Source organism: Agrobacterium sp. El2ro-1b (assembly GCF_048298475.1).
Taxonomy (GTDB): Bacteria; Pseudomonadota; Alphaproteobacteria; order Rhizobiales; family Rhizobiaceae; genus Agrobacterium; species Agrobacterium fabrum.
This window is the reverse complement of sequence record NZ_CP103459.1, coordinates 1,792,856-1,810,830: the sequence shown is the minus strand read 5'-3', so window position 1 is coordinate 1,810,830 and position 17,975 is coordinate 1,792,856. Positions and strand designations below refer to the sequence as shown.

The 17,975-nt window shown below is 58.8% G+C and carries 17 protein-coding genes and 1 riboswitch; of the genes, 11 read left to right on the top strand and 6 right to left on the bottom strand.

Annotation, left to right across the window (positions count from 1 at the left end; genetic code table 11):
* Positions 1 to 34: 34 nt before the first annotated feature.
* From NYR50_RS22370 to NYR50_RS22360, 3 genes are read right to left on the bottom strand one after another with little or no spacing between them, the layout of a single operon-like run.
* Positions 35 to 559 carry a flavin reductase family protein gene (locus tag NYR50_RS22370; protein ID WP_418138063.1) on the bottom strand — a complete coding sequence of 175 codons (525 nt, stop codon included), beginning with the start codon at positions 557 to 559 and terminating at the stop codon, positions 35 to 37.
* Positions 559 to 1,452, bottom strand: coding sequence for an aldo/keto reductase (locus tag NYR50_RS22365; RefSeq protein WP_418138062.1), 894 nt, complete (start codon positions 1,450 to 1,452; stop codon positions 559 to 561). The genes NYR50_RS22370 and NYR50_RS22365 overlap by 1 nt, the downstream gene beginning before the upstream one ends.
* Entirely contained in the window at positions 1,452 to 2,609 is a 1,158-nt protein-coding gene (locus tag NYR50_RS22360; RefSeq protein ID WP_418138061.1) for an LLM class flavin-dependent oxidoreductase, read from the bottom strand. Before NYR50_RS22360 ends, NYR50_RS22365 begins: the two co-directional genes overlap by 1 nt.
* A 100-nt stretch (positions 2,610 to 2,709) precedes the next feature.
* On the opposite strand from NYR50_RS22360, the gene NYR50_RS22355 reads away from it, so the two are divergent.
* From NYR50_RS22355 to NYR50_RS22330, 6 genes are all read left to right on the top strand, one after another.
* Positions 2,710 to 3,414 (top strand): GntR family transcriptional regulator, encoded by a 705-nt coding sequence (locus NYR50_RS22355; protein WP_418138060.1) that lies wholly within the window; start codon positions 2,710 to 2,712, stop codon positions 3,412 to 3,414.
* 334 nt (positions 3,415 to 3,748) lie between these two features.
* The gene (locus NYR50_RS22350) at positions 3,749 to 4,825 is read left to right on the top strand and encodes an ABC transporter ATP-binding protein (RefSeq protein ID WP_418138059.1); all 1,077 of its coding nucleotides are present in this window, start codon (positions 3,749 to 3,751) and stop codon (positions 4,823 to 4,825) included.
* Between the two features lie 51 nt (positions 4,826 to 4,876).
* A complete protein-coding gene (locus tag NYR50_RS22345) occupies positions 4,877 to 6,127 on the top strand; it encodes an ABC transporter substrate-binding protein (protein ID WP_174009828.1) in 1,251 nt (416 codons plus the stop codon).
* 175 nt (positions 6,128 to 6,302) lie between these two features.
* The gene (locus NYR50_RS22340) at positions 6,303 to 7,214 is read left to right on the top strand and encodes a carbohydrate ABC transporter permease (RefSeq protein WP_162688087.1); all 912 of its coding nucleotides are present in this window, start codon (positions 6,303 to 6,305) and stop codon (positions 7,212 to 7,214) included.
* A gap of 4 nt (positions 7,215 to 7,218) precedes the next feature.
* Positions 7,219 to 8,076 (top strand): carbohydrate ABC transporter permease, encoded by an 858-nt coding sequence (locus tag NYR50_RS22335; RefSeq protein ID WP_174009829.1) that lies wholly within the window; start codon positions 7,219 to 7,221, stop codon positions 8,074 to 8,076.
* Between the two features lie 11 nt (positions 8,077 to 8,087).
* The gene (locus tag NYR50_RS22330) at positions 8,088 to 10,082 is read left to right on the top strand and encodes an alpha-glucosidase (protein ID WP_174009830.1); all 1,995 of its coding nucleotides are present in this window, start codon (positions 8,088 to 8,090) and stop codon (positions 10,080 to 10,082) included.
* A 24-nt stretch (positions 10,083 to 10,106) separates the two neighbouring features.
* On the opposite strand, the gene NYR50_RS22325 is transcribed toward NYR50_RS22330, so the two are convergent.
* Together NYR50_RS22325 and NYR50_RS22320 are read right to left on the bottom strand one after the other, a co-directional pair.
* Positions 10,107 to 11,396, bottom strand: a complete 1,290-nt coding sequence (locus NYR50_RS22325) for a pilus assembly protein TadG-related protein (RefSeq protein ID WP_174009831.1) — start codon at positions 11,394 to 11,396, stop codon at positions 10,107 to 10,109.
* Between the two features lie 141 nt (positions 11,397 to 11,537).
* Positions 11,538 to 12,863 carry a TadE/TadG family type IV pilus assembly protein gene (locus tag NYR50_RS22320; protein ID WP_174009832.1) on the bottom strand — a complete coding sequence of 442 codons (1,326 nt, stop codon included), beginning with the start codon at positions 12,861 to 12,863 and terminating at the stop codon, positions 11,538 to 11,540.
* A 184-nt stretch (positions 12,864 to 13,047) separates the two neighbouring features.
* Positions 13,048 to 13,150, top strand: a riboswitch (TPP riboswitch).
* A gap of 125 nt (positions 13,151 to 13,275) precedes the next feature.
* On the opposite strand from NYR50_RS22320, the gene NYR50_RS22315 reads away from it, so the two are divergent.
* From NYR50_RS22315 to thiD, 5 genes are read left to right on the top strand one after another with little or no spacing between them, the layout of a single operon-like run.
* Entirely contained in the window at positions 13,276 to 14,061 is a 786-nt protein-coding gene (locus NYR50_RS22315; protein ID WP_174009833.1) for an ABC transporter permease, read from the top strand.
* Positions 14,058 to 15,008 carry an ABC transporter substrate-binding protein gene (locus NYR50_RS22310; protein WP_418138058.1) on the top strand — a complete coding sequence of 317 codons (951 nt, stop codon included), beginning with the start codon at positions 14,058 to 14,060 and terminating at the stop codon, positions 15,006 to 15,008. Before NYR50_RS22315 ends, NYR50_RS22310 begins: the two co-directional genes overlap by 4 nt.
* The gene (locus NYR50_RS22305) at positions 15,005 to 15,745 is read left to right on the top strand and encodes a hydroxyethylthiazole kinase (RefSeq protein ID WP_174009835.1); all 741 of its coding nucleotides are present in this window, start codon (positions 15,005 to 15,007) and stop codon (positions 15,743 to 15,745) included. Before NYR50_RS22310 ends, NYR50_RS22305 begins: the two co-directional genes overlap by 4 nt.
* A complete protein-coding gene (gene thiE, locus NYR50_RS22300; protein WP_418138057.1) occupies positions 15,732 to 16,394 on the top strand; it encodes a thiamine phosphate synthase in 663 nt (220 codons plus the stop codon). The genes NYR50_RS22305 and thiE overlap by 14 nt, the downstream gene beginning before the upstream one ends.
* Complete coding sequence (gene thiD / locus NYR50_RS22295) at positions 16,391 to 17,188, top strand: bifunctional hydroxymethylpyrimidine kinase/phosphomethylpyrimidine kinase (protein ID WP_174009837.1); 798 nt, start codon at positions 16,391 to 16,393, stop codon at positions 17,186 to 17,188. Before thiE ends, thiD begins: the two co-directional genes overlap by 4 nt.
* A gap of 220 nt (positions 17,189 to 17,408) precedes the next feature.
* Here the strand turns inward: thiD and NYR50_RS22290 are convergent, their stop codons facing one another.
* Complete coding sequence (locus NYR50_RS22290; protein ID WP_174009838.1) at positions 17,409 to 17,867, bottom strand: Lrp/AsnC family transcriptional regulator; 459 nt, start codon at positions 17,865 to 17,867, stop codon at positions 17,409 to 17,411.
* Positions 17,868 to 17,975: the final 108 nt, after the last annotated feature.

Genomic DNA, 17,975 nt, shown 5'->3' with positions numbered 1-17,975 from the left:
CTCTCTCGATATCGAACGGGAAAATCCGTTCTGCCTACTGCTTTGAAAAGCGACCAAAAGCCCCGCCGGAAAAGCACAGCGGATCACCATCCCGATGGGCGGCGCGCAGCACTTCGCCAACAATGATGGTGTGATCACCCGCATCATGGGCCGCAGCTTGCCGGCATTCAAAACGAGCGAGCGTGCCCGGAATGACCGGCACACCTTCGTCGTTGATTTCCCAGTCAAGATCATCGAAGGCGCGGCCATTGCGGGTAAAGCGGGCGCTCAGCACATCCTGATCGGCGCTCAGCACATGGATGGCGAAATGGGTCGCCTCACTGAAAGCCGGATGACGCGACGAGCTTTTCGCCGGGGACCACAATACCAGCGGCGGATCGAGAGAAACCGACGCAAAGCTGTTGACCGTCATGCCGATCGGGCCTTCCGGCGTCGTTGCCGTCACCACCGTAACACCGGTGGTGAAAGCGCCGAGCGCGTTGCGAAAGCTGCGGCTGTTTTCGCCGCCGGGAACGAATACATGCTCATTGGGCATCTTGATTGCCTCTGCAACTGTCATCACGCCACCTCTTTTCCAATCGCTAGGGTGTAGAGTTCGAACCAGGTCTGGCGGTCCATCGTCACGCTAAGCGCATCGGCCGCGGTTCTGATGCGCTCGATATTGTTGGTGCCGAGCACCGGCACGATCTTTGCCGGATGGCGCAGCAGCCAGGCGATGGCGACCGCCGTCGCATCGACGCCCTGCTCCTTTCCGATGCGCTGCAGGGCAGCCATGGTGCCACCATGCGCGCCTGAAAACAGCGAGCCGCCGCCGAGCGGCGACCATGCCATGGGCGAGACACGCTTTTCCTGCAGATAGGCGAGATCGCCATTGGTGAAGGTATCGGTGGCAAGAAGGCTCATTTCGATCTGGTTGGTCACGAGCCGGTTGCTCATGGCCGATTGCAGCAGCGAAAAATCCCACGGACGGAAGTTGGAAACGCCCACAGCCTTGACCTTGCCGGAGGCGACCAGCGCATCGAGCGCCTTGCCGGTTTCTTCCGCATCGATCAGCGGGTCCGGACGGTGAATGAGCAGCAGGTCGACATGATCGGTTCCCATGTCGCGCAGCGAGGCTTCGACCGAGGCGTTGATGTGGCCAGCCGTCGTATCGTAATGCTTGACGCGGGCGGCGGAGTGTCGGCCGGCTGGCGCGACAATGCCGCATTTGGTGACGATTTCGATTTTGTCGCGCAGTCCGGGTGCCGCCTTCAGGCCGCCGCCGAGAATGGCTTCCGCCGTGTACCCGCCGTAAATATCGGCCTGATCCATGGTGGTGATGCCCTGCGCAAGGCAAGCCTCGATCTTCGCCTGCACATGCGCCGGCGAGGTGTCGGCATCGTCACCGATGCGCCACATGCCATAAACGATGCGGCTGAGTTCGAGTTTGTCAGAAAGAGCGATACGTTCCATCAGTGGCGTTCCCCGTTGCCGAGCGGCGTAGCAGGCGTTTCAGAAGGCACCCGGCCGTAGGCATGCGGCAGGGAGCAGGTTTTCATCTGCGGCAGAACCTTGGTGCCGAAATGTTCCGCCTCGTCGAGATGCGGATAACCGGAGAGGATGAAGGCGCGGATACCCATCTTCTGGTATTCCTCCAGCGCCGAAAGAACCTGATCCGTCGAACCGACAAGTGCTGCGCCGCAGCCCGAGCGCGCCCGGCCGATGCCGGTCCACAGATTGGGCTCGACATAACCGAATTTGTCGGCGAGTTCGCGGGCCCGCGCCTGATGCGACACGCCGAGCGAGCCGCTGTCATGGGCGCGGTTGCGGATCAGCTGACCATATTCGTCATCGAGCTTCGAGACCAGATGGTCGGCATATTCGCGCGCTTCCTTTTCGGTATCGCGCACGACCATATGGACACGCAGGCCATAATCCAGCGTACGGCCATGGGCAGCGGCGCGCTCATGGGCGGCGCGCATGCGGTCGGCTAGCTGGTCCTTCGTCTCCGGCCACATCAGATAGACGTCACACTGTGCGCCGCAAAGTTCCAGCGCGTCGGGAGAATAACCGCCGAAATAGAGAAGCGGGCCGCCATTCTGCTGATACGGTCTTGCCGGTTCGGTCGAAACGCCCTTGAACTGGTAAATCTCGCCGTCATGGTCGATGGAGTCGCGCGTCCAGGCCTGACGCAAAATCTCGACGACCTCATGGCTGCGCTTGTAACGGAAGGCGCTGTCGGCCACCTCACCGGGGAAATCGGAGCTAATGACGTTGAGCGTCAGACGGCCCTTCAGCATGTGGTCGAGCGTTGCCACGGTCCGCGCCAGCATGATCGGCTGCATCTCGCCGCAGCGGATCGCCGCGAGGAAATTGATGCGGTCGCTGATCGGCGCACAGCCGGCGACGAAGCTCAACGTATCTTGTCCGACCTGATAGGACGAAGGGCAGAGAATGTTGCGGAAACCGAGTTCTTCGGCTTTTTTGACGATATCGGAGCAATGTTCGAAGCTGGAGCGCAGGCTTCCATCCGGCACGCCGAGATAGGCGTAATCATCGGAACACAAAGCGGAAAACCAGGAGACCTCGGCAGCATCGAGATCAGCGGATGTAACGGGTACGACGGTCATGCAATTCCTCCTCAGGGCCGCTCTCGTTTTTCTTGCATAACATCAAGAAATATGTAAATCAATGATGTATCAATTTTTGTTTCGGGGGAGGAACTGCATCATGAAACACACTGGCGGCAGCCTGCCCATGTATCTCCAGATCGCTGAAATGCTGGTGCGCGAGGTGGCGGCGGGCAGGCTGATCGATGGCGAAAAGCTGGCGCCGGAGCGCGACATGGCGGCTGATCTGGGCATCGCCGTCGGCACGCTGCGCAAGTCGCTTGCCGAATTGCAGGAGCGCGGTCTTCTCGAGCGCGTGCAGGGCTCCGGCAACTACATCCGCGCCGTCAGCGACCCGCAAAGCGTCTACGCTTTCTTCCGGCTTGAACTGATCGAAGGCGGTGGCCTGCCGACGGCGGAGGTTCTGGATGTGGCCCGCCTTGCCAAGCCGGCCGATCTGCCCGCCTTCGGCACTTCTACCGAAGGGCACAGGATACGCCGTCTGCGACGCATCGCCGGCAAACCGGCAGCGATTGAGGAAATCTGGCTTGATGGTTCTTACGTCGACACAATCACCATCGAAAACATGTCGGAATCCCTCTATCTCTATTACCGCACCCGCCTCAATCTCTGGATATCGAAGGCGGAAGATCGCATCGATCTCGGTGACGTGCCCGAATGGGCGCCCGAGGTTTTCGGCCAGAAAGCCGGCACCTCTGTGCCGCGGGTGCTGCGCCTCAGCCAGGCGCAGGATGGCGCGGTGGCCGAAGTTTCATGGACCTGGTTCGACCATACCGTCGCCCGCTACGTTTCTCGCATACGTTGAGATTACGCAAATTTCGCGTGATCCACATGGATGGAGGAATTTGACGGGAGGGAAGCACGATGCGACCTGCACTGCGGGTTATTTTGCAGTTATATTTCTTTAAATCAAACACTTAATGGTTTTTGATTTCTGTCAGAAATAAAATTGATACACTATTGATTTCCTTTTTATGAAAGGTAATATCACATCCTCAGGGAGACAGGCGTTTCGCCTTCCCCGCTATCGCCAGACAATCGGGATCGATTTTCGAAGATGCGATACGGGGAACTTGAAGGTTGATGCCGGCTATTGCGTCCATTCAAATTCTGGACGCGCCGGTCGTGAGGAGGAAAATATGGCTTCGGTCAGCCTGCGCAAGCTGGACAAGAGTTACGGTGCGCTTCGCATCGTCAAGGGCATCGACCTTGAAATAAACGATGGCGAATTCGTCGTGTTCGTCGGCCCTTCCGGCTGCGGCAAATCGACGACGCTGCGCATGGTCGCGGGGCTGGAGAGCATTACCGGCGGCGAGGTGAAAATCGGCGACTGTGTCGTCAACCAGCTGCCGCCGCGCGAACGCGACATCGCCATGGTGTTTCAGGACTATGCGCTTTATCCGCACAAGACGGTGCGCGAAAACATGGGCTTCAGCCTGAAGGTACGCGGCGTCAACGCTTCCCAGGCCAATGCCAGCATCGATGAAGCGGCGAAGATGCTGGGCATCGAGCATCTTCTCGACCGGCGGCCGGGCCAGCTTTCGGGCGGCCAGCGCCAGCGTGTGGCCATGGGCCGCGCCATTGTACGCCGCCCGCAGGTCTTCCTGTTCGACGAGCCGCTTTCCAACCTGGACGCCAAGCTGCGCGGGCAGGTACGCACCGAAATCAAGCGCCTGCATCAGCAGCTCGGCACGACGATCATCTACGTCACTCATGATCAGGTGGAGGCGATGACGCTTGCCGACCGCATCGTCATTCTGCGCGGCGGCGATATCGAACAGGTTGGCACCCCGGATGAGGTCTATAACCGTCCCGAAAGCGTCTTCGTGGGTGGTTTCGTCGGCGCACCCGCCATGAATTTCGCCCGTGCGAAGGTCAATGGCGACCGGCTGGCATTTTCCGACGGCAACTTCCTGCCGATGGCCGCCGTCCGGCCATCGCGCGAAACGGGGCTCGAAGGCCGCGAAGTCATCGTCGGCATTCGTCCGGAACATTTCGGCCCTGCCGAGGGCTTCGACAGCCAGCTTGCCGTCAGGGTGCAGGTGGTGGAGCCGCTGGGTTCGGACACGCTTGTCCATTTCAGCCTTGGCGATGCGGCGCTGACCGCGCGGATGCCGCCGCAGCTTCGGCCAACGCCGAACGAGGAACTGCGGATCGGCGTCGATCCATCCAAGGTCCATCTTTTCGACGCGACGACGGAACGCTCGATTCACTGATTGCCGGGCAAGAAGGCTGCGCGGCCAAGAGTTTAATAACGGGAGGAACACATGACACTTAAAACCATCAGGGGCAAAGCCCTTATGGGTGCCGCGCTCTGCGCAACCATGCTTGCTTTTTCGGGACAGGCCTTTGCCGACGCCGAACTGAAAATCTTCGTTTCCAGCCAGCATCAGCCGGATGTCTGGCGCAAGGCGTTGGACCAATATGAGGCAAAGACGCCGGGCGTGAAGGTGGTGATCGAGACCGGCGGCAATACCTCGGAAATGCAGGCGCAATATCTCAACACCGTCATGTCGGCCAAGGATTCGAGCCTTGACGTGCTAATGCTTGACGTCATCCGCCCCGCACAATTCGCCACCGCCGGCTGGACCAGCGATTTCTCCGGCAAGGACTTGTCCGCCTATCTGCCGACCTATGCCGAAGCCAATACGGTGAACGGCAAGATCGTGGCGCTGCCTGCCTTTGCCGACTCGATGTTCCTTTATTACCGCAAAGACCTGCTCGACAAATACGGTATCAAGCCGCCGACCACCTGGGATGAGCTGAAGGAAGCCTCCAAGAAGGTCATGGAGGGCGAAAAGAACCCCGAGCTTCAGGGCCTGTCCTTCCAGGGCAAAGCGATCGAAGGCGCGGTCTGCACCTTCCTCCTGCCCTACTGGAGTGAGGGCAAGTCTCTGGTTGAAAACGGCAAGCTGAACTTCGATAATCAGGCGGCTGTGGATTCGCTGAAGCTCTGGAAAAGCTTTGTTGACGACGGCATTTCCAAGAAGAACATTTCGGAAGTGGCGACCGACGACACCCGCAAGGAGTTCCAGGCCGGCAAGGTGCTCTTCGCCGTCAACTGGTCCTACGCCTGGACCCATTTCCAGGGCAAGGAATCGCAGGTGAACGACAAGGTCGGCGTCGCCCGCCTGCCGGCCGTCAAGGGCGGCGAGCAGACGACCTGCCTCGGCGGCTGGGAATTCGGCGTCTCCGCCTATTCCAAGCAGCAGGATGAAGCCAAGAAGCTGGCGGAATATCTCTCCAGTCAGGATGTGTCGAAGTTCATGGCGATCAACGCAGCACTTCTGCCCACCTATGCCGCGCTCTACAAGGATGCGGACGTGACCAAGACGATCCCGTGGTTCGCGGACGCCCTGCCCGTCGTTGAAACGGCAAAGGCCCGCCCCGTGACACCGCGTTACAACGAGGTCAGCGAGACGATCCGCACCACCGTCAATGGCGTTCTTGCCGGCGTGATGACACCGGAAGATGGTGCAAAGCAGATGGAAAGCCGTCTGCGGCGCGTTCTGCGCTAAGCTTTAAGGCCGGAAGGCGGCATGCGCGTCATGCCCTTTCCGGCTGTTTCGACTGACAGGAATAAAGCCGCCTGAACGGCGCGATAAACGGGCCGGACATAAACCGGTCCGATCGGGAGACGATGACGTGAATCCAGTTGCGGGAGCGGCAAACGTGACAATGCCGGAAAGAACCATGGTCCGGGTGGACGAAAAGCAGCTGCCGCGCTGGACGCGTTGGCTCGATCTCGGCGACCGGTCGCTGGCCGTGCTACTGCTGGCGCCCGCAGCGATCCTGCTGTCGCTCATCATTGTTTATCCGGTGGCGCGGCTTGTCTATACCAGCTTCTTCAGCCTGTCGCTGACCTCAGGTCTGCCGGCGGAATTCATCGGCTTTGAAAACTATACGGCGATGTTCGACGATCCGATCTTCTGGGAAACGACCTGGAATACGGTTCTGATCACGCTGATCACGGTGCCCGGCGCGCTCTTCATGGGCCTTGGCCTCGCCCTGCTCGCCAACCTGCCTTTCTCCATGCAATGGCCGATGCGGCTTTCGCTTCTGATCCCCTGGGCGCTGCCGCTGTCCTTTGCGGGCCTCATCTTCGCGTGGTTCTTCCATTACGAATATGGCGTGGTCAATGATGTGCTGAACCGGCTGGGTTTTGAAGGCATCATCTGGTTCAACTCGCCGAACTGGGCCTTTGCCGCCATCTGCCTGACGATCATATGGAAAACCTCTTCCTTCATGGCGCTGATGATCCTTGCGGGCTTGCAGACCATTCCGCGCTCGCTTTACGAGGCAGCAGATGTGGATGGCGCCGGCAAGATCAGGCAGTTTTTCGAGATCACCCTGCCGCTGCTCAAGCCCTCGATCGTCGTCGCACTTATCTTCCGAACGATAACGGCGCTGCAAACCTTTGATATTCCGTACATGATGACCGGCGGCGGCCCCGGCACCTCCACCACCACACTTGCCATGTATATCCACCAGAACACCGTTTCCTTCCTCGATCTCGGTTACGGCTCTGCGCTTGCCGTCATGATGTTTGCACTTTCCATGTGCGTTACCGCCGTTTACCTCCGCATTATCAGGACGAAGGACTAAACCCATGAGCACCGTTGCCACGTCCTCCGGTCTGTCCTCCTTTTTCTCCGGCAAGCCGCTACGCTTCATCGCCGCCTCCATTCTTCTGGTGAATGGCCTTTTCCCCGCGATCTGGATTCTCTTCACCTCGCTGAAGACCGAAGCGGAATTGACCGTGAAACCGATCACCTGGTTTCCGCACGCGCCGACGCTCGCCAACTACATGCAGGCCTTTTCCGACCAGCCGCTGCACCTTTTCCTGTTCAACAGCTTCATGGTGGCGTTGCTTTCCACTGCGCTCACCATCCTGACCTCGGTGCTGGCGGCTTACGCGCTGGCGCGGCTCAACCTGAAATACCGCGCGCTGATCCTGTCGCTCATCATCGCCGTTTCCACCTTCCCGCTTGTCACACTGCTGGTGCCGCTGTTCGAAATCATGCGGGCGCTCAACCTGCTCAACAGCTGGACGGCGCTGATCCTGCCCTACACGGTGCTGTCGCTGCCGGTCTGCACGCTGATGCTGGTATCCTTCTTCGAAAGCATTCCGCGCGACCTCGAAAACGCCGCCATGATCGATGGCTGCACCCGCATCGGCGCCTTGTTCAAGGTCGTCGTGCCGCTCTGCGCGCCGGGCGTCTTTACCGCCGGCATTCTCGCTTTCGTCAATGCCTGGGATGAGTTCCTGCTGGCGCTCTCTTTCAATTCCAATCCGGCTCTTCGCACCCTGCCCGTCGGCATTCAGCTGTATCAGGGTGAGTTCGCCTTCCCCTGGCCGGTCATTTCGGCAGCGCTGGTGGTCGGCATCGTGCCGGTTGCGATCCTGATCGTCATCTTCCAGGAACGGGTCGTCTCGGGCCTCACCGCCGGTGGTCTCAAGGGCTAAAAGGTTAAGTCATGCATTTCGAAACGACCAAAGACGGCTTCGCGCTTACGATCGGCAACCGCACCATCCTTTCCCATTCACCCGATAATCCGGCCTTTTTTGCCGGTTTCGGCAAGGAACGGATGGACATGTATCGTGGCAATTTCGATATCGAAGACTATGTCATCGAGAGAACAGCCCTGCGCCATGCCGAGGTGATTGGCGACAGCGTCACGCTCTCATCCGCGCCGGGACAGACGCCGCGCCTTCGCCTGACGCTCGACGGCAACGCTATCAGGCTGACGGCGCGGGACGAGACGATCAACCGCCTCTGGCTGCGCGTCGTCGCGGAGACGGACGAGCATGTCTGGGGCGGCGGCGAGCAGATGTCCTATTTCGACATGCGCGGCCGGCGCTTCCCTCTCTGGACCTCCGAGCCCGGGGTCGGCCGAGATAAGACGACCGAAATCACCTTCAAGTCTGATGTCAGCGGCAAAGCGGGTGGTGATTATTACAACACCAACTATCCGCAGCCGACCTGGCTCTCGTCGTGCAAATACGCGCTGCATGTGGAAACGAGCGCCTATTCGGTCTTCGACTTGCGCAATGACGATTTCCACGAGATCGAAATCTGGGCCATCCCCGAAAAGATCGAATTCTTCGCCGGCGACAGCTTCACCGATATCGTCTCCGCCCTGTCTCTTCGTTTCGGACGCCAGCCGGAACTCCCTGATTGGGTTTATAACGGCGCGATCATAGGGTTAAAGGATGGAGCCAACTCCTTTGCCCGGCTGGAGAAAATCCGTGCAGCCGGAACGAAGGTGTCCGGCCTCTGGTGCGAGGACTGGGTGGGGCTTCGCCAGACGTCCTTCGGCGCACGCCTCTTCTGGGACTGGCAGGCGAATGAGACCCGCTACCCGCATCTGCGCCAGAAGATCGCCGAGCTTGCCGATCAGGGCGTTCGTTTCCTGGGCTATGTGAACCCCTATCTCTGTGTCGACGGTCCGCTGTTCCCGGTCGCCGAAGCAGCCGGTTATTTCGCCACCGATGCGGATGGGAAAACGGCGCTGGTGGATTTCGGTGAATTCGATTGCGGCGTGGTGGATTTCACCAACCCGGCAGCCGCCGACTGGTTTGCCGAAGAGATCATCGGCAAGAACATGCTGGATTTCGGCCTTTCCGGCTGGATGGCCGATTTCGGTGAATATCTGCCGATCGATATCAAGCTGTCCAACGGCATCGACGCCAAGCTGATGCACAATGCATGGCCCACGCTCTGGGCCGAGGTCAATGCGAAGGGCGTCGAAAACCGTGGCAAGACAGGTGAAGCACTGTTCTTCATGCGTGCAGGCTTCACCGGCGTGCAGGCCCATTGCCCGCTGATCTGGGGTGGCGACCAGTCTGTCGACTTCTCCCGTCATGACGGCCTTGTCACCGTCATCTGCGGCGCGCTCTCCTCCGGGCTCATGGGCAATGCCTATCATCACTCAGATATAGGCGGCTACACCAGCCTGTTCGGCAATGTCCGGACGGCCGAACTCATCATGCGCTGGACGGAGATGGCCGCCTTTACCCCGGTCATGCGCACCCATGAGGGCAACCGGCCGCGTGACAATCTCCAGATCGATCAGGATGAGACGGTTCTCGCCCATTTCGCCCGCATGACGGCGATATACGTCGCGCTCGCCCCCTATCTGAAATCCCTCTCCGCCGAGGCCGCAAAAACGGGCCTGCCGGTACAGCGTCCCCTATTCCTGCATTACGAGAATGAGCCGCAGACCTATGCCATTCAGGACTGCTATCTCTACGGGGCGGATATGCTCGTCGCACCGGTCTGGAAAGCGGGTGAAACGCAACGTTCGCTCTACCTTCCGGGCGACTATGAATGGGTGCATCTCTGGAGTGGCAAGCGTCATTCCGGCGGGCGAGACATCACCGTCGAAGCACCTCTCGGCAAACCGGCGGTGTTCTATCGTGCTGATAGCAATCACCATCAACTGTTCGAAAAGCTTCGCACCATCGGCTGAAGGCTAGAGGCTTTGTCCTTGCCATCACCCCGTCAGGCGGGGTGATGTGATGGCCTTCTTGAAAAGGGCGGTCATCGCGTCGCTGATGCCCTGCGACGGACTGACCTCGAAAAACAGGCCAGGTGAAGCGCATTGCTGCATGCGTGTGCCGATTTCCGGCTGAAACGGCTTGATCCAGCTATTATACCAGTCGTTGGTCGGCAGCGGCAGATAGGTGGTATAAAGCACGGCGATCCGTAAGCCCTTTTCCTTCAGCTTCGTGCAATATTTGAGATCGATCGGCTCCTGACAGCGACCGCCCGTCGTTTTTTTGGTGCAGGTTGACGGCTTGTAGCTATCGCCGACGCCATCGGTCACGAAAAAGACGATCTTCTCCGGGCTCGCCGAACTCGCGCCAGTGCCGGAGGAGCCGATCTTGTCACCAATCTGGGTCAGGGCCCGGTCGAAATCCGTCTGCTGGTCGTTATTGAACCCCTGCTTGGGGATCGACATCAGGTCGACTTCAGCGGCTTTCTTCTTCGCTGTCGCCAGATCCGACGTCAGTGGCACGACTTCAAGCAGCTTTGTATCTTCAGCTTTCTCTCCGAAGGAGTATACTGCCATACGATATTGATTGCTGCTTTTACGCATGGACTTTGCCGTATCCATAAGGCTCGCAGTCGCCTTTGCGACCACATTGATGCGCGTGGTCACGCCGAGGCTTTTTGCCTTGTAATAATAGCTGTTCGTATCCACCACGCCGTCTTTTACGATGTGACAGGCGAAAGCGCATTTGTCGCTTGTATTTGCAACCATGGTGGCAACATCTGTCGGCGTGGCGCCGACACCCATCGACGGGGTGTTATCAAGAAGGACGTAAAAGTCGCTGAAGGTTTCGGTCTCGTATTTGGCGGTGGCAGAGCCAGAAACAGTAAAGAGATCTTTTCCCAGTATCTGGGAAAGCGTCGTATCGACAGAGGCCTTGAAGTTGACGGAAGACACGATCGCATTGCCGCTTTTTGTCACCTCTATATCAAGAGACAACAGCGAATAATCGGGATTGGCTCGCTCATTGCTTCTAAAAAATGCGGCGCCTTCGTCGCCGCCAAGCGTAATGGCGCCGTCTGCGGACATCTCCTTTGCCTTGTGAACGCTTGCCGAGCTATCCGAGACCACCGCCAGAGCCGCCGCATCCGCCGCCCTCTGCAGGTCGGATTTTACCGCCATGCTGTGAGTCACATCCAGCGCAACGCCTGCCGTACCGATGAGCGGCACCAAAAGCAAAGCAGTTAGAATTCCGAAATTCCCTGATCTATCCAGCCAGATATTTTTCAAATTTGCCCCCACAGCGCTTTTGGAGACAGAACTTAGAAAAAGACTGTTGAAAGGCAGTTTCAAAGGATAACTAATTTTCGATAAATCTAATGTCCTAAATAACTAAATGCCGATTCAATAAGCTTTCCGACATGCTGGTTATCAGCTGGTCAGGCGTGGCGAGCTGATCGCCTTTTTAAAAAGCGCCGACATGGCCTCGCTGATGCCCTGCGAAGGGCTGACCTCGAAAAACAGGCCCGGGGAGGCGCAGGCTTGCATGCGGGAGCCGATTTCCGACTGGAACGGGGCGATCCATTTATCGTAGTGCTGATTGCCGGGAAGCGGCAGGTAAGTGGTGTAAAGCACGGCGATACGGAAACCTTGTTTCTTGAGGTCGTCGCAAAGCCTGTTGTCCACGGGTTCCTGACAGCGTCCATTCCAGATTACTGGCTTTGTACATTTCTTGGGCTTTTGGCTATCGGCCACACCATCCGACACAAAGAACACGATTTTCTCAGGGGTAGCAGAACTGGCACCATTCCCCGATTCTCCCATCTTTGCGGTGATCTTCGTTAGCGCGCGATCAAAATTAGTGTGCTGATCGAGATTGTATCCATGGCCGGGAACTGACATCAATTCAATTTCGCCGACCTTTTTCTTGGCCGCCTGCAAATCCGATGTGCGCGACACCACCTCCTTGAGGTCTTTATTGGGAAAGGCATCGTCTGCCGTTTTTCCGAAAGTGTAGACAGCAATGCGGTACTGATCTCTTTTCTTACGCGTGTCCTCAGCCGTGTCCATCAAACTCGCGGTCGCCTTTGCGACCACGTCAATGCGCGTCGTCGCGTTGATGTAACCCTTGACCTTCAGGTCCTTATTTCTGAGCCGGAAATAGGTGCTGTTGGGATCGGAAGAACCATCTGCCAATGAGAGATGGCAGGCGAAGGCGCATCCGATCGCCTTTTGCATCGTTGCCACATCGGCGGGCGTTGCGCCGACCCCCATGGAAGGCGAGTTATCGAGCAGCAGATAGAAATCGGTATAGGTTTCCGTCTCATATTTGGCAGTTGCACTGCCGGAAACAGTCAGGAAATCCTTTCCCAGTACTCTGGAGAGCGTTGTATTAAGGGAAGCCTTAAAATTCACTGACGATTCGATCACGGTGCCATTCTTCTTCACCTGTACGTCGAGCCCCAACAGGCGATATTCCGGGTTCCCTCGCTGATTGCTGTGAAAAAAAGCTTCAGCCTCTTCCTTTCCCACCGAAATGACGCCGTTGCTGGCCATTCGCCGCGCAGCCTCGGCACTGGCTGAACTTTCCGCAACCACGGCCAGGGCCGCAGAATCCGCTGCCATCTGAAGATCGGATTTCACGCTCATGGCGCGAACGACATCCAGCGCAACGCCGGCGGATCCGATGATCGGTATCATCAACAAAGCGCTGAGAATGGCAAAATTTCCAGACCTGTCCCGCCAAATGCTTTTCAAAATCGTCTCCGAATTTCCTGTAATTTCGGAAAGATCTACTCGGCTGGCGTTGCGATATAGTTTATCTACATAACTAATTGTCGATAAATTCGATATTTATAATAACTATATTTAAGTAATATATGTACGGCCATGATCAGCTGGCGGAGACCGTTGACATTTTGAGATCATGTCCTACAAAACAAGCTCTTCCGAGGGGAGCACCAGACGGTGCTGAGATGGCGTTGAGCCGGACCCTTGAACCTGATCCGGGTCATGCCGGCGTAGGAACGGAACTGTCGCGCCCTCAATGCGCTGCCCTTTCTCTTCTCCGCTATGCCTGATCTCCGTGATCGTCACATCTGGAGACGACCGATGATGCTGAAACCTTCCGTCCTTCGCACATGGTGCGTTTGCGTCTGAGGCCCGGCTCATGCGTGCCACCCATGCAATGAACGGTTTAGGTCTTCTGCTGCTTCTCTGGCAGGCGGGGACATGGCTGTTTGCGCCGCCGCGCTATATCCTGCCGTCACCCGCCGATGTCGCGGCCGCCTTTTGGCGACAGCCCGGCTTCCTGTTCGGCCAGGCCATGGTGACGCTTAGTGAAATGGCGCTAGGTCTCGCGGCAGGCATTACCGCTGGCATTCTCGTTGCCTTCACGATTGCCGCCACTCCGCGCTTCGGCCGCCTTGTCTGGCCCATGGTTCTGGTGCTGCAGGCCTTTCCGGTTTTCGTGCTCGCTCCCATTCTCGTGCTCTGGTTCGGCTTCGGCATGGCCTCGAAAGTGGTCATGACGGCGATCATCATCTTCTTCCCGGTCGCATCCTCCTTCACTGACGGCCTTAACCGCACTGACCGCGCCATCCTCGACGCCGCCTCGCTGACGGAGGCGAGCCATTGGCAAATCCTCACCCGGCTGCGCGTGCCGCTGGCGCTTCCCTCCCTGATTTCGGGCCTGAGGGTGGCGGCGCCACTCGCCCCGCTCGGCGCTGTCATCGGCGAATGGGTGGGCGCATCGGCCGGGCTCGGTTTCGTCATGATCCAGTCCAATGCCCGTATGCAAACCGACACCATGTTCGCCGCCATGGCCATTCTCGCCGTCATGGCCGTGCTGCTCAGGCTCATCGTCGACCGGGCGACCGCCAATCTGGCCCCCTGGGCCAAGGAAACAGAACACACCATTCTTTTCAGATATTTACGGAGACTTTCGGCACCATGAAACGAACGCTTCTTTCCCTCGCCATCGCAGCGGCAAGCGTGCTTGCGCCCATGCAATCTGAGGCCGCCGACAAGCTGACCGTAATGCTCGAATGGTTCGTGAACCCCGATCATGCACCGATGGTGATCGCCAGGGAACGCGGCCTGTTCGCCGATGCAGGGCTGGACGTGGAGCTGGTACCGCCAGCCGACCCCTCCGCCGTACCGCGGCTCGTCTCGGCCAAACAGGCCGATATCGGCGTGCATTACCAGCCGAACCTCTATCTCGACCACGAAGCCGGCCTGCCGCTCGTCCGTTTCGGCACACTGGTCGAAACGCCGCTCAACACCGTCACGGTTCTCGCTGACGGGCCGATCAACAGCCTGAAGGACCTGAAGGGCAAGAAGGTCGGTTTTTCCGTTTCCGGCTTTGAGGATGCGATGCTGAAACGCATGCTGGAAAAGGACGGCCTGACAAAGGATGATGTCGAGCTCGTCAACGTCAATTTTTCTCTTTCGCCGTCGCTGATTGCCGGCAAGGTGGATGCGACGCTGGGCGGTTTCCGCAATTTCGAACTGACGCAGATGAAACTCGAAGGCCATGAGGGCCGCTCCTTCTTTCCCGAAGAACATGGCGTGCCGGCCTATGACGAGCTGATCTTCGTCACCCATCGCGATCTCGTAAAGGACAGCCGCCTGCCGCGTTTCCTCTCCGCCGTGGAGCAGGCCGCGATCTTCATCACCAACCATCCGCAGGAATCGTGGCAGCTTTTCATCAAGGCCTATCCGAACCTTGATGATGCCCTGAACAAACAGGCCTTTTTCGACACGCTGCCACGTTTCGCCAAGCGCCCGGCCGCACTCGACCGCGCCCGTTACGCCCGTTTCGGCGCCTTCATGCAGGAGATGCAGCTGATCAAGCAGGCCCCTGCAGCGGACGACATCGCCGTGGAGCTGCAACAGCCATGAGCGGTGATTTTCCGACAGCGGCACGGGCCGCCGAAGTTCTGGAGCGCGTGCGGCAGATGCGCCCCCGCGTGCATTGCCTGATGAACACCGTAGTGCAGAAATTCACCGCCGACGGCATCACCGTCATCGGCGGCATTCCCTCGATGACGACCTCGCTCGAAGAAATCGAGAGCTTCGTCACCAAGGCGGATGCACTCACCGTCAATCTCGGCACACTGGACGCCGAACGACGCAAGGTGATCCGGCTGGCGATCGAGATCGCCAACGCATCCGGCAAGCCGTGGATCGTTGACCCCGTGCATGTCGACTACTCACCCTCGCGGCTGGATTTCGCCCGGGAACTTATCGCCCAATCGCCCACTATCGTCCGTGGCAACCGCGCGGAAATGAGCCTGATCGGCGATGTATCTGATGTGGTGAGGATCGAGACCGGACCGGTGGATCATCTCCGCGACAAGAGCCGCAACGTCAGCATTGTCAACGGGCATCCCTGGATGGCGAAGGTGACCGGTACGGGCTGCCTTTCGGGCGGTGTCATCGCCGCCTTTATGGCAGTGGAAAAAGACGCGCTGACAGCGGCAGCCTCCGCCCTTGCGGTGATAGGCGTTTCCGCAGAACTGGCCGCACAACGGGCTAAAGGCCCGGGCACATTCGAACCGGCATTTCTGGATGCGCTTTCCGAAATCTCCGGTGAAGACATCATCAATCATGCGAGGATCGAGCATGAACAAGGTTGATTACCGCCTCAACGCGCTGGTCGATGCCAGTCTTGCCGACGTCGCGCCGTTGCCGGAGCTTTCTCTGGCGGCTGCGCTCAACGGCGCAACCATCCTGCAATATCGCGACAAGCACGGCTCGACGCGGGAGATGATCGAAAACGCCCGCGCCATTCGCGAGGCGATCGGCGGCACCGGCGTGCCGCTTGTCATCAACGACCGGGTGGACGTAGCGCTCGCTTCAGGGGCCGATGGGGTGCATCTCGGTGCCGACGACATGGATGCAAAGACAGCAAGGCGCATTCTCGGCGAAAAGGCAATCATCGGCCTTACCGTAAAGAACCGCGCCGATGCCGAAAGAGCGGCCTCCATGCCCGCCGACTATGCCTGCATCGGCGGCGTGTTCGAGACCGTTTCCAAGGTCAACCCGGACAAGCCGGTCGGTATCGAAGGCTTTACAACGCTGCGCACCCTGCTGAAAGAGTGGCGGCCGGATATGCCGGTGGGCGCAATCGCCGGCATCGATCTTGACCGTGTGCCCGCCCTCATCGCCGCCGGCGCGGATGGGGTCGCCATCATTTCCGCCATCTTCCGCGCAGCGGATATCGCCAGCGCAACCAGCGACTTCCGCTCCGCAATTGACGCGGCGCTGAAAGCGAGACAGCCATGACTTCAATTGCATTGACCATTGCCGGCTCCGACAGCGGCGGCGGCGCGGGTATTCAGGCCGATATCAAGACCTTCTCCGCACTCGGCGCCTATGCCGCGAGCGTCATCACCGCCATCACCGCCCAGAACACCCGGGGCGTGACTGCCGTGGAGGATATATCGGTTGCGACCATCGTTGCGCAGATGGATGCGGTTTTTTCCGATCTCGCCGTCAATGCCGTGAAGATCGGCATGGTCTCACGGATCGAAACCATAGCCGCCATCGCGGAACGGCTTCGGCAGCAATCACAGCCGGTGGTGCTCGACCCCGTCATGGTCGCCACCTCGGGCGACCGGCTGCTGCATGAAGATGCCATCGAGACGTTGCGGCACGCATTGTTGCCACTCGCCGCCATCGCCACGCCGAACCTGCCGGAAGCGGCGCTGCTGACCGGAACCCCGATGGCGGAGACGGAGCAGGAGATTACCCGCCAGGCGGAGCTGATCCTGAAGGCCGGCGTGAAGGCCGTGCTCATCAAGGGTGGCCACGGCGACGGACCTGAGAGCACGGATTATCTGTTTGCGGATGGTACCATGCAGGCGCTTTCTGCACCAAGGGTGGAGACGAAAAACGACCACGGCACCGGCTGCACGCTCGCGGCCGCCATTACGGCGCATCTTGCGATGGGACATGAATTGCGCGAAGCGGTCGGGCTTGCGAAGGATTATCTGAACGGAGCGCTCGAGGCCGGCCGGGGGCTCGCCGTTGGGTCCGGGCGGGGGCCGGTGCATCATTTTTATTGGTGGTGGGGGTGATATCGATAGGTTGAGTGTGGGGCTTACCCCCCTCTGTCCTGCCGGACATCTCCCCCACAAGGGGGGAGATCGGATGAGGGTTCGGCCTCAGTTCCACGCACTCTTTTCAGCGTAGTATCCCTGCCTGTTGGATGGAGTGAGCAAGCCGCTTGTCGATCTCCCCCCTTGAGGGGGAGATGTCCGGCAGGACAGAGGGGGGTTGAGCCGCACACTTCGCCCATCACCGCCCCTTCGGCGTCGCCAGCACATTCCGGATCGCAAAGCTCGAATGAATGCGCGAAACCCCCGGCAGTTTAGACAGGATTTCCTTGTGAATCCGCTCGAAATCCCCCGCACTTTCCGCCTCACAGCGCAGGAAATAATCCGAACCGCCGGTCATCAGATAACATTCGCGGATTTCCGGATACCGCCGCACCGCATTTTCGAAACGGTTGAGAAAATCCTCCGTCTGCCGGTCGAGCGTGATCTGTACGATGACCGAAATCACCTCGCCGCCGGCAAGGCCGCTGGTCAGCGCCGTATAGCCCCGAATAATGCCTTCCCGCTCGAGAATATCGACACGGCGCAAACACGCCGACGGCGAAAGCCCGACCTCTGCGGCAAGCTTTGCGTTGCTGATGCGGGCATTCAGCCGAAGCAGGCGGATGATGTGGCGGTCGGTCGCGTCAAGGGACGACATAGAAAATTCCAATTAATCGACTAAAATTGCGTCATTTCAAATTCTATCGCATTTTCTTCGAATAATCGCTAAGAAATTCGACAATCATTGCAATACCCTCAGAGGATA

Excerpts from the sequence above, each read along its gene's own strand:
- NYR50_RS22370 (WP_418138063.1), bottom strand. The coding sequence starts at position 559 with ATGACAGTTGCAGAGGCAATCAAGATGCCCAATGAGCATGTATTCGTT.
- NYR50_RS22365 (WP_418138062.1), bottom strand. The coding sequence starts at position 1,452 with ATGGAACGTATCGCTCTTTCTGACAAACTCGAACTCAGCCGCATCGTT.
- NYR50_RS22360 (WP_418138061.1), bottom strand. The coding sequence starts at position 2,609 with ATGACCGTCGTACCCGTTACATCCGCTGATCTCGATGCTGCCGAGGTC.
- NYR50_RS22355 (WP_418138060.1), top strand. The coding sequence starts at position 2,710 with ATGAAACACACTGGCGGCAGCCTGCCCATGTATCTCCAGATCGCTGAA.
- NYR50_RS22350 (WP_418138059.1), top strand. The coding sequence starts at position 3,749 with ATGGCTTCGGTCAGCCTGCGCAAGCTGGACAAGAGTTACGGTGCGCTT.
- NYR50_RS22345 (WP_174009828.1), top strand. The coding sequence starts at position 4,877 with ATGACACTTAAAACCATCAGGGGCAAAGCCCTTATGGGTGCCGCGCTC.
- NYR50_RS22340 (WP_162688087.1), top strand. The coding sequence starts at position 6,303 with ATGGTCCGGGTGGACGAAAAGCAGCTGCCGCGCTGGACGCGTTGGCTC.
- NYR50_RS22335 (WP_174009829.1), top strand. The coding sequence starts at position 7,219 with ATGAGCACCGTTGCCACGTCCTCCGGTCTGTCCTCCTTTTTCTCCGGC.
- NYR50_RS22330 (WP_174009830.1), top strand. The coding sequence starts at position 8,088 with ATGCATTTCGAAACGACCAAAGACGGCTTCGCGCTTACGATCGGCAAC.
- NYR50_RS22315 (WP_174009833.1), top strand. The coding sequence starts at position 13,276 with ATGCGTGCCACCCATGCAATGAACGGTTTAGGTCTTCTGCTGCTTCTC.
- NYR50_RS22310 (WP_418138058.1), top strand. The coding sequence starts at position 14,058 with ATGAAACGAACGCTTCTTTCCCTCGCCATCGCAGCGGCAAGCGTGCTT.
- NYR50_RS22305 (WP_174009835.1), top strand. The coding sequence starts at position 15,005 with ATGAGCGGTGATTTTCCGACAGCGGCACGGGCCGCCGAAGTTCTGGAG.
- thiE (WP_418138057.1), top strand. The coding sequence starts at position 15,732 with ATGAACAAGGTTGATTACCGCCTCAACGCGCTGGTCGATGCCAGTCTT.
- thiD (WP_174009837.1), top strand. The coding sequence starts at position 16,391 with ATGACTTCAATTGCATTGACCATTGCCGGCTCCGACAGCGGCGGCGGC.
- NYR50_RS22290 (WP_174009838.1), bottom strand. The coding sequence starts at position 17,867 with ATGTCGTCCCTTGACGCGACCGACCGCCACATCATCCGCCTGCTTCGG.